This window comes from Streptomyces soli (assembly GCF_003999195.1).
GTDB lineage: Bacteria > Actinomycetota > Actinomycetes > Streptomycetales > Streptomycetaceae > Actinacidiphila > Actinacidiphila soli.
Genome location: NZ_RJVR01000395.1, coordinates 1 through 9253, shown reverse-complemented (window position 1 = coordinate 9253; position 9253 = coordinate 1). Strand labels below are relative to the sequence as shown.

10 protein-coding genes are annotated in these 9253 nt (G+C 72.0%); 2 read left to right on the top strand and 8 right to left on the bottom strand.

All coding sequences use genetic code 11. The features are described 5' to 3' along the window. From EFK10_RS46185 to EFK10_RS46165, 5 genes are all read right to left on the bottom strand, one after another. Nucleotides 1–2875 (bottom strand): tetratricopeptide repeat protein (locus tag EFK10_RS46185; protein ID WP_240677884.1); only part of this gene is annotated, 2875 nt, incomplete at its 3' end. Between the two features lie 46 nt (nt 2876–2921). Further along, nucleotides 2922–3251, bottom strand: a complete 330-nt coding sequence (locus tag EFK10_RS46180; RefSeq protein ID WP_127361604.1) for a trypco2 family protein — start codon at nt 3249–3251, stop codon at nt 2922–2924. 641 nt (nt 3252–3892) lie between these two features. Further along, nucleotides 3893–4519, bottom strand: a complete 627-nt coding sequence (locus EFK10_RS46175) for an SMI1/KNR4 family protein (RefSeq protein ID WP_127361603.1) — start codon at nt 4517–4519, stop codon at nt 3893–3895. Between the two features lie 134 nt (nt 4520–4653). Next, a complete protein-coding gene (locus tag EFK10_RS46170; RefSeq protein ID WP_240677883.1) occupies nt 4654–5166 on the bottom strand; it encodes a hypothetical protein in 513 nt (170 codons plus the stop codon). Nucleotides 5167–5402: 236 nt separating this feature from the next. Further along, nucleotides 5403–5660 carry a hypothetical protein gene (locus EFK10_RS46165; protein ID WP_127361602.1) on the bottom strand — a complete coding sequence of 86 codons (258 nt, stop codon included), beginning with the start codon at nt 5658–5660 and terminating at the stop codon, nt 5403–5405. Nucleotides 5661–6132: 472 nt separating this feature from the next. On the opposite strand from EFK10_RS46165, the gene EFK10_RS46160 reads away from it, so the two are divergent. Continuing rightward, nucleotides 6133–6621 carry a hypothetical protein gene (locus EFK10_RS46160; RefSeq protein ID WP_127361601.1) on the top strand — a complete coding sequence of 163 codons (489 nt, stop codon included), beginning with the start codon at nt 6133–6135 and terminating at the stop codon, nt 6619–6621. 372 nt (nt 6622–6993) lie between these two features. Here EFK10_RS46160 and EFK10_RS46155 read toward each other — a convergent pair whose 3' ends face one another. Together EFK10_RS46155 and EFK10_RS46150 are read right to left on the bottom strand one after the other, a co-directional pair. Beyond that, on the bottom strand, nt 6994–7239 hold the full coding sequence (locus tag EFK10_RS46155; protein WP_164836490.1) for a DNA cytosine methyltransferase: 246 nt from the start codon (nt 7237–7239) through the stop codon (nt 6994–6996). Between the two features lie 81 nt (nt 7240–7320). Continuing rightward, a complete protein-coding gene (locus EFK10_RS46150; RefSeq protein WP_127361599.1) occupies nt 7321–7659 on the bottom strand; it encodes a hypothetical protein in 339 nt (112 codons plus the stop codon). Here EFK10_RS46150 and EFK10_RS46145 point away from each other — a divergent pair. Beyond that, a complete protein-coding gene (locus EFK10_RS46145) occupies nt 7634–8644 on the top strand; it encodes a hypothetical protein (protein ID WP_127361598.1) in 1011 nt (336 codons plus the stop codon). The two genes, EFK10_RS46150 and EFK10_RS46145, sit on opposite strands and share 26 nt — an antisense overlap. Here the strand turns inward: EFK10_RS46145 and EFK10_RS46140 are convergent. Continuing rightward, complete coding sequence (locus EFK10_RS46140; protein WP_240677882.1) at nt 8621–9157, bottom strand: DDE-type integrase/transposase/recombinase; 537 nt, start codon at nt 9155–9157, stop codon at nt 8621–8623. The two genes, EFK10_RS46145 and EFK10_RS46140, sit on opposite strands and share 24 nt — an antisense overlap. Between the last annotated feature and the right edge of the window lie 96 nt (nt 9158–9253).

The following is a 9253-nucleotide window of genomic DNA, read 5'->3' as shown; positions in this document are numbered from 1 at the left end:
GGTCGGGCAGGAAAGCGTCGGGCCGGACCCGGGCCAGTTCCCGGCGGATGTCCACGGCCTCGGTGATCGCCTCCAGTGCCTCCTCCCGCCGCCCCAGATCCCCCAGATCGGCGGAGAGGTTGTTCAGGCTCGCGGCGAGGTCGGGCAGGAAAGCGTCGGGCCGGACCCGGGCCAGCTCCCGGTCGGCCTGCACCGCCTCGGCGATCGCCTCCAGCGCCTCCTCCCGCCGCCCCAGAGCCCCCAGCCGGCCGGAGAGGTTGTTCAGGCTCGCGGCGAGGTCGGGCAGGAAAGCGTCGGGCCGGACCCGGGCCAGTTCCCGGCGGATGTCCACGGCCTCGGTGATCGCCTCCAGTGCCTCCTCCCGCCGCCCCAGAGCCCCCAGCCGGCCGGAGAGGTTGTTCAGGCTCCCGGCGAGGTTGGGCAGGAAGGCGTCGGGCCGGGTGCGGGCCAGTTCCCGGCGGATGTCCACGGCCTCGGTGATCGCCTTCAGTGCCTCCTCCCGCTGCCCCAGATCCCCCAGATCGGCGGAGAGGTTGTTCAGGCTCGCGGCGAGGTTGGGCAGGAAAGCGTCGGGCCGGACCCGGGCCAGTTCCCGGCGGATGTCCACGGCCTCGGTGATCGCCTCCAGTGCCTCCTCCCGCCGCCCCAGAGCCCCCAGCCGGCCGGAGAGGTTGTTCAGGCTCCCGGCGAGGTCGGGCAGGTGGTCGGGGTTGTGGTGGGCGCGTGTGCGGTGGTGGTCGGTGATGTGTTGTGTGAGGTGGGTGGCGAAGGGGGCGAGGTTGTGGCTGGTGTGGGGCAGCCGGTCGGCAAGCTGTTCCAGGTCGGGCGGGGGTGTGGCGGGGGTGTCGGTGATCTGCCGGAGGGCGTCGAGCAGGGGGTGGGGGGCTTGGGTCTGGGTCGCGACGTCGATGGCCGGCGGAGCGAGGAGGCCGCGGTGGCGCACGCACAAGGCGGTGAGGGCCTGGTCGAGGCGGTGGTGGAAGACGGGGTGGGCGGCAGCACGGGTGTAGACGGCGAGGAGCTGGGAGGCCTGGGTGTCGGTGGCGCCGGGGACGAGGTGGTCGGCGAGGCCGGGATTGTCCTGCATGCGGCGGCCGATGAACCGTTCGGCCAGCCGGTCGGGCTGCAGGGTGTCCCAGGGCAGGGTGTCCCAGGGCAGGGTGGCGGAGGCGGGCGGGTAGAGGGCGGCGATCCAGTCGCGCACGGCACTTCGCCTGTCGCTGGGCTGGTCGGCCAGGCCGGGGACGCGGTGCAGCAGAGCGTCGGCCTGGTCGCGGTCCGGGGCGCCGAGGAGGAACGCGGCTGTCAGGGAGTCGGTGAGGGTGGCCAGGGTCAGGGCGGGGTGCAGTCCGCGGGCGGTGGCTGCCGTAGTCCAGTAGCGCTGTTCGTGGACGAGCAGCCGGTCCTCGACTCCACGGGTGTCAGCGGTCTCGGAGCCGGCCGGGGCGGGGGTGGCGGCCGGGCCCTGGTCGGCGGTGTCCAGCAGGTCGGCCAGGGCGGTCATGTGCAAGGTCAGCGCGGTTTCCAGTCCGGGACGGTCCAGTGCGGGGTTCGGCCCGGGGCGGCCGTCCTGGGCGGGGGCGAGGCGGGCGGCCCGGGCCGGCCAGTCGTGGTGCTGCCAGCCGCGTACCCGCGGCAGGTGCGCCGCATAGCCGTGGACGGCCTGGTGGTAGGCCTGGGTGCGGGAGGTGCCGGGGTCGGGTTCCAGGGCGGGCAGCGCGATGGCAGCGGCGCCGTCCAGCAGATCCTCGGCGGTCGGGCTGGCGGCCTGCAGAGCCTGCCACCAGTCGCCCGTGGCGCGGGCCAGCAGCAGCAGTTTGAACGCGCGGGCGCCCCCGTGCCGGGCAGCGGCTTGCAGGAGGACGGTCAGTTGCGGGGTGCGGGTCTCGGCGTAGTCGACGACGACCAGCAGCGCGACGGAGGCGTCCGAGAGCACTGCCAGGGCCTCGGCGGTGGCGTCGGCGCGCAGCCACAGGGTGGTCCAGCCGTCGGTGGTCAGGGTGTCGGTGAGGTGTTGGGCCAGGCGGGTTTTGCCCTGCCCGCCGGGGGCGTGCAGCAGGAGGGCTCCGAAGCCCGGCTCGCGGGTCCAGGAGTGGAGGTCGTCCAGGACGGTGGTGCGGCCGCGGAAGGGCACGACCTGGCGGCGGGCCCGCAGCAAGGCGGCGGGGGAGCCGAGGGGGCCGGTGGCTGCTGCCGGGTCGGCGGCCTCGGCCACGTGCTGCCATTCGACCGGCTCCAGGACGGTGCCGGTTTCGGGGGCGTGTTCGGTCAGCGTGTTGCGGAAGGCGGCGTCGTGCATCAGGACGTAGGCGGGGACGGCTTCGAGGTGGGCGTGGGCGCGGCCGGCCGGGTCGGAGGTGATGACGCCGGCCAGCAGGTCGCCGCAGAACAGCGCGGCCCCTGACATCCCGCCCCACGGGGACGTCCCGTCGGTGGTGGGGTGCGGGGGGTGCTGGTCGAGGTTCATCACGTACCGGTTGCCGACGTAGCGGTCTCCGGGGTTGAGGGTGCCCGAGGGCTGCAGGGTATCGGTCGCCCGACCGGGCCGCTGGACCAGCTCGGGCACACCCCAGGCCTGGCACGCGGTACCAGGCCGGTGGGTGGCCAAGCGCCCCCAGCGGACCGGTGCCCCAGGCGGTGGCGCCCATGCGGGATCGTCAACGCGGACCAGGGCGGCGTCGTCACGCCCGCCGGGAGTGCCGCGCCACACCACCGTCGCGCTCCAGCGGTCCACCTGTCCCGGCCGGAACAGCGACACCGTGCCGCCGGGCGCGGGCACCGCATGAGCGGAGGTCAGCACCAGCCGCGGCGCGACCACATACCCCGACCCCGGGCCGCCGGTACCCTCCACCGCGACCACCCGTGCACGATCCACCGCTTCGCCCCTGGTCCTGTCGTGTTCTCCCGTGCCTGGAGTACGGTCAGCCCTCGATGTGCCCGGAAACGTCTCCCGGCCCCTGCGGACGGGCGGTGCTGCCGTGGACCAGCAGGTCCCCGCCACCGGGCAGTTGCGGGGTGAGCGCGACCCTCACCCGGTGGGTACGGCTGCGGCCCGCTCCGGCCTCCACCTCGCCGGTGACCACCCACGCTTTGAAACCGGCCTTCGCCTTCGCATCCGCCCGCAGCTCCACGGCGAACTCCAGCCCCACCGGCCCGACCTTGAACGCCAGGTTCTGGCCGACCCCGCGTGCCGCGGCCTCCAGCAGCTCATCGCGCACCGCCGCCACCGCATCCGCCAATTCGATCTCCACGATGCCCCGCCCGCCCTGGTCCTGCCGGACCGGCAGCCGCCAGTCCGGACGCCCGCTTTCGGATCACCCACCGTAGAGGAGACACCAGCACAGCACACCCGGTTCCCGCAGTCACAGACCAGCCCGCGTACCGGCGTACCGCCGACATGGGCGGCGGCATCAGCGGCGTGGGCCACAATCGGCAGGCGGATGAGGCGTCCGCGGGGGCTGGAGAAGTGCAGCAGCGCGGATTCCACCGCGCCCTGGTTGTCGTTCTGCTCCTGGTCGCCGTCCTCGCCCCCGCCGCGGGCCCCGACGATCCGCCCGTCGTCATCGCTGCGAATCCGCCCTCACCGGAAACCCCTGGCTGCCCGTCACAGCCTGACCACCCCACTGTCAAGCGGCGCGAACCCAGGACGGCACTTCGGGACGGTTGGGCCGCGTCCCATGACGGAGGGCCCCCGTACCCACCGAGGAAGGCCCAACTGCTGCGCGCGGCGAACGGCCGGCGCCAGGTCCGGGTGAGTACGAGCATGTTCCTGGAGTTCGACCAGTCGTTTGAGCTCAGACGGACGTCGCTGACGTCGGTGGGCGCGATCTGCACGGCCATCGCCTCGCACACCGCCCGCGCCCGCAACGGCGCCGGGCTCGCAGGACGACCGTCATTGCGCGCCGGTGTCCTGCGCGCGACGCGAGCGCACGAACTCGATCTGCGCGCGGCCCTGCGCGATGACCTCGCTGAAGCTCGTGCAGGGTTCGCTCAGGTGCCCGCCACCGATATGGAGAAGGTATGCGTCGAACTCTCCTTCGGCCGAGGCGCTGCGGGTGTCGAGCAGGATCGTGTCCTCGCCCTGCGCGACGCTCAGGGCGTGGAGGAACATCTCGTCTTCTGCGATTTCTTCACCGGCATCCTCGGCAGCCTCTCGGAAACCATCAATGAAGTCTTCGTCGGTGTTGTGGAACCAGTCGATCTGCTCACAGGGATTGAGCATGGACGTGTACGCGGACACCGGTCCCCAGCCGTTACTGGCAAGCAGGAACCCCCGCAGGCTCGGCGGCAACCGGACGCCAAGGCGCTCCTCCGTCGCGGCTACCTGTTGCTCGCTGGCCGGGTCGCGCCCCAGCCAGCGCGTCCTCAGCTGCTCCTCCGTGAGGCGGTGACCGGACGCGGGCAGTTGCAGGTACCAGTCGTTGTACTCGGCCAGGTAGAGGCGCCACTGCTCAGCGGTCACGGGCAGCGCGCCATTGCGCGCGGTTTCGGCCGGCATCGCTTCCTTGTCTCCCTCCATCGCTACGAGTCAGCAAAAAGCATGGACAGACCATCACTGCCTGGGAGGCCCGGCACTGCTCCGTCAGCGGCTGCCAGGATAACTACGACGTGCGGGAGATCCTCAACGCGCCCCTGTGCCGGTCCCGCACCTGATCATCGGGTCCTCGGTGAGGCGGCCAGCACCGGGCCGAACATCTGGAACATGTGGACCAGATGTTCGGCCCGACGGATGGGGGAACGCCGCCGCGGCCCGGGGCGTCGCGGCCGGAGGGGTGGTGGACCGAGGGTGGTGGACCGCGGGGTGACGGCCGTCGTACTGCCGGGCCACGGGTTCCCGGCGGGGCCACGACAAGATGACGCCTCCCACAGCCGTTGGAAATAGGCCGGATCGCCGCCGAGCACCTGGACGAGATCGACCAACTGGGGCCAGTGCGGGGCGTTTCCGGCCAGAGCCGCGTCGATGTCCTCCGTCCGGGAAGGGTGCCGGGTGGCTTCGGCGAGGACTTCGGGCGCCGGCAGGCCCGCCTTGATGTGCAGGGTGCGCAGCGCGACGCGCAGGCGTTCGGTGGGGTTGTCGTCGGGGGTCGGCGGGCGCCCCGGCCAGTGGCTCCTCGCGGAGCTTCTCGTCCTCCCACACTTTGCGCAGCACCAGGGGATCCGCGCCACACACCTGCGCGAACCGCTCGGTGAGCCGCCAGTCGGGGAACCGTTCGCCCGACAGGATGCGGGACGTCTGGGACGGCGAGATGCCCAGCCGCTCGGACAGGGCTGAGAGGCGCGCTGGAGGCGGGACAGGACGGGGTCGAGGTGGGATCTGGACCCGCCGGTCCGGGCGGCGCCCGCGGTTGGCGCGGGGGGCGCGGGTGCCCCATCGTGGCGGCGTCGGCCGGAAATGACTTCGGCTATGGGGCGGGGTGGCGCTCCAGCCATTCGCGGATCGCGCCTGCGAGGCCGTCTTGCATCTCGATGTCGAGGACGACGCAGCGGATCTTGAATTCTTTCTGCAGGTCGGGGTCCAGGTAGCTGGAGAAGGGCGGGCGCTTGCGGCGGATGTCGGCGGCCGGGGCCTGGACGGGCTCGGCGGCCGGGGCGGCGGTGTCGTTGCCGACGTGCAGCTGCTCCACGGCGGGGCGGTGGCGTTCGGGACGTGCGGCGCTCACACGGCGGCTCCTTCGGTTGTGGTGATGAGGCGCTTGGCCACGCCTCCCCGGCTCGTTGGCCTGCTTAGCACGCCAGCACGCCAGCACGCCACCCGTGCGCAGCCTGCGCACTGCCGTGCGCAATGGGCCGCTGACCTGCGGTGGTGAGTTTCCGGCCCGGGGGGTGCGGGCGTGGTGAGTGCGGTGGCGGTGGGTGTTGCGCAATGGGCCGTGCCAGTTGCGCAGTCGGCTCGGCGGTGACTGCGCAACCGGCTCTGACCTGCTGTGGTGAGTGCGCAATCCGAAAACTCACCACGGCCACGGGCGGCACTCACCACGGCCACGACGGCTCTGGCGACGACGGCCACGACGGCTCCGGCGTAGGGCTGCGCAATCCCGGCGACGGCTGCGCCACCCGTCCAACGGCCACCGTCCCCGAGTAGCGGCGGAACCGTTGACCGCCGACCGCCGTCCTTCCCGGGCGGGAGGGACAGTGACCGGAGAACAAACACCGGACTCGCAGCCGGACTCGCGCGGACGGTGGGGCTGCCTGCTGCCAGTCGCCGGAGTGGTGCTCGGCCTGCTGGCCGGGGCCGAGGCTGGCGCCTTCATCAGCGACACTTGGTCCTACTGCATGAACATGGCGTGGCCGGAGGCGTACGACGTCGCTGACAGCCCCCGCTTCTACCTCCTCTTCTGCCTCCCTCTCATCGCCGCGTACTGCTGTGCATTCCCGCTGGGCTTCCTCCTGGCCAGACGCTTCCTCGTCCGGTCGCGCCGCCGCCTCGTCCGGGTGCTGACCGGAAGCCTGGCCGGGCTGCTGGTGCTCTCGGCCGTCCTTGCCGGCGACCTGGTGTACAACGTCGCCCCGCCGGACGGGAAGTACCTGAGCGCCCGCTGCCCGAACGGCCGACCACCCTGGTGGCCGAAGCCCCTGCCTCTGCGCGACTCGCCGTTCGCGGACTTCGAGCACCAGGGCTGACCGCCAGGGCTGGTGTGGGAAGTTCATCCGGCCACCCTGCGCTGCGTCGGCCCGGGCGTCGAGGTAGGCGGCGAAGTTCTCGGGGGTGGGCGCGTCTGCGGTCCGGCGCAGCGTGCCCAGGTATCCGGCCAGGATCGGCAGCTGCCAGGCCGGGGTGCCGAACGGGGCGGCGGGCATGGCCCGGGAGACCAGAGTGGCGGTGCCGTCGCCGGTGGCGATGGTCGCCTGGATGACACATAGGGCGGGGCGGCGGGGGTCCAGACGCATGGCGGCGGTGCTCCTTCGCGGGGGCGGCCGTAGAAGCGGCTGCCGGGGGTGGTGGGTTGGTGTGCTGGTCCCGGGGTTGCCGCCCCGGGACCAGTGGAAGGGGTGTCAGGCCAGGCTGGGGAGCGGTCGCTCGCCGAGCCAGCGGGCGGCGTTGACGTTGACGGCGTTGCCGGCCTGGAGGATCTGCTCGGTCTGGTTGCCGTGCACGATGTAGTCGTCCGGGAACCGCTGGACGGTCATCAGTTCGCCGGGGTGCAGTATGCGGATGGTGCAGTCGTCCACGGTCGGCGCGGGGCGGACCAAGCAGTGGTGCTGCTTGGTGGCGACCGTGGTCAGCGGCTCGCTGGCCAAGCAGTGGTGCTGCTTGGTGGCGACCGTGGTCAGCGGCTCGCTGGTAATGCGGGGTAGTCCCTTGCGGCCGCCTGGGGATGATCAGGGCGTGGTGACGGCCCTTGGCGGCCAGGGCGGGGACCGCCCGGTGGTGGGGATGGCGGTGCCGTTGCGGCGCAGCATGGCGATGTGCGGTTCGGTGCCGAACATGCTCAGGCCGAGGGCGATGCGGGCCCGGGTCGAGGGGGCGTACGGGGTGAACATCTTGCGGTCCTGGCGGCCGTCACCGACGCGGGTACCGGGCAGGTCCCAGTCGATGACCTCGGCGACCGGCCGGGTGACCGGCTCCAGGATCAGGTGGCCGCAGGCCCGGTTGGGGCACCGGTAGTCGTACTGCACACCCCACTTGCCGATCGTGCGGCGGCGCGGGGCCAAGGGCATCGAGCACGGCAACCCGATCTGCCAGCGCGTCCACGGCGTCGGCGTCGACGCAGCCGTCGGACAACTGCTGGTCAACGCCCTCACCCCGCTCGCACTGGAGGCAGCCCTCGCGGTCGCCGAGGAACTCGCCACCCGCGCGGATGAAGCCGACCAGCTGCGGGCCGCCGCCGTCGAACGCGCCCGCTACCAAACCGACCTCGCCCGGCGCCGCTATCTCGCCGTCGACCCCGACAACCGCCTGGTCGCCACCAGCCTGGAAGCCGACTGGAACGCGGCCCTGCGTGAACTCGCCGAGGCCACCGACACCTACGAGAAGACGAAAGCCGCCGGAACCGGCACCCTGGATGCTGCCCAACGCGCCCGGATCACCGCCCTGGCCAGCGACTTCCCGAGATTGTGGACCGATGCGGCCACCCCGGTGCGGGAACGCAAACGCCTGGTCCGCCTGCTGGTCACCGACGTCACCCTGGTCCGCGCTGAACAGATCACCGCCCACGTGCGCCTGCGCGGCGGCCAGGAGCACACCCTGGTCATGCCCGTCCCACTCGCGTCCTGGCAGATCCGCCAGACCCCCGCACACATCGTCGCCGCCATCGACGGCCTTCTCGATGACCACACCGACGGCCAGATCGCCGAGATCCTCACCGCGCAAGGCCAGGTCAGCGGGATGAACCAGCCCATTCATGTCGGGATCGTCAAACACATCCGCCGGGCTTACCGCCTTCGCAGCCACCCCCAACGCCTCGCCGACCTCGGCATGGTCAGCCTCAACGAGATCGCCCGCCATCTCGGCATCCACGCCAACACCGTCAAGAAGTGGCGCGACGCCGGACTGCTGACCGGCCGCCTGGCCAACGACAAGGGCGAGTACCTGTACTACCCGCCCCCACCCGACCTCGCCCGTCCCCGCATCGGCCGCCCGCCGGCCCCCAGACCCTCCGACGAGCAAACAACCACCGCATCAACCGAAAGAGGCGCAGTATGAAGCCAACTGTTTCGCTTCCGGGTCGCGGGGCCGGCACAGGTGCACCCGGGTGGCGAGCAGGCCCGCGAACGCGGCGAACTCGCTGGTCAGCCTGCCCTTGCCGACACCAGTCTCGTTGTCCCAAACCAGCGTCTTCGGCACGGCTTGCCAGCCGGTCAGCAGGCACCAGTGGCCGTCGATCAGATCACCCGTCTGCCGCGAGGGCAGCATCCGGGCAGTGATCACCCGCGAGTAGCCGGACACGATGACCAGCACCGGCGGGCGGCCGCTCTGACCGTAACCGAGCGGGATATCAACCGGTGGGAACCACAGGTCGCACTGCGCGAGCTCGCCCGGCTCGTAGACCGTCCGCGAGACCGGATCCGCCGGCAGATACGCCGGCCGCAGCTCGCGCACCCGCTCCCGCAGGATCGTCAGTCCATGCTCCCAGCCGATCCGCTCCGCGATCACCGTCACGGGCATCGTCGGGGTCAGCTTCAGCAGTTCCCGCACGGCCGGCTCGACCGCGTCCACCGCCGAGCCCTTCAGCGGGGCCGGTACTGCGGCGGCCGGTCCGAGGCCAGAGCCCGCAACACGGTGTTCCGGGAAATCCCCAGCTGCAGGGCCACC

What these genes read in the sequence shown, in the direction of transcription:
- EFK10_RS46175 (WP_127361603.1), bottom strand. Translation starts at nt 4,519, where the DNA reads ATGGAGGGAGACAAGGAAGCGATGCCGGCCGAAACCGCGCGCAATGGC.
- EFK10_RS46150 (WP_127361599.1), bottom strand. Translation starts at nt 7,659, where the DNA reads ATGCCCTTGGCCCCGCGCCGCCGCACGATCGGCAAGTGGGGTGTGCAG.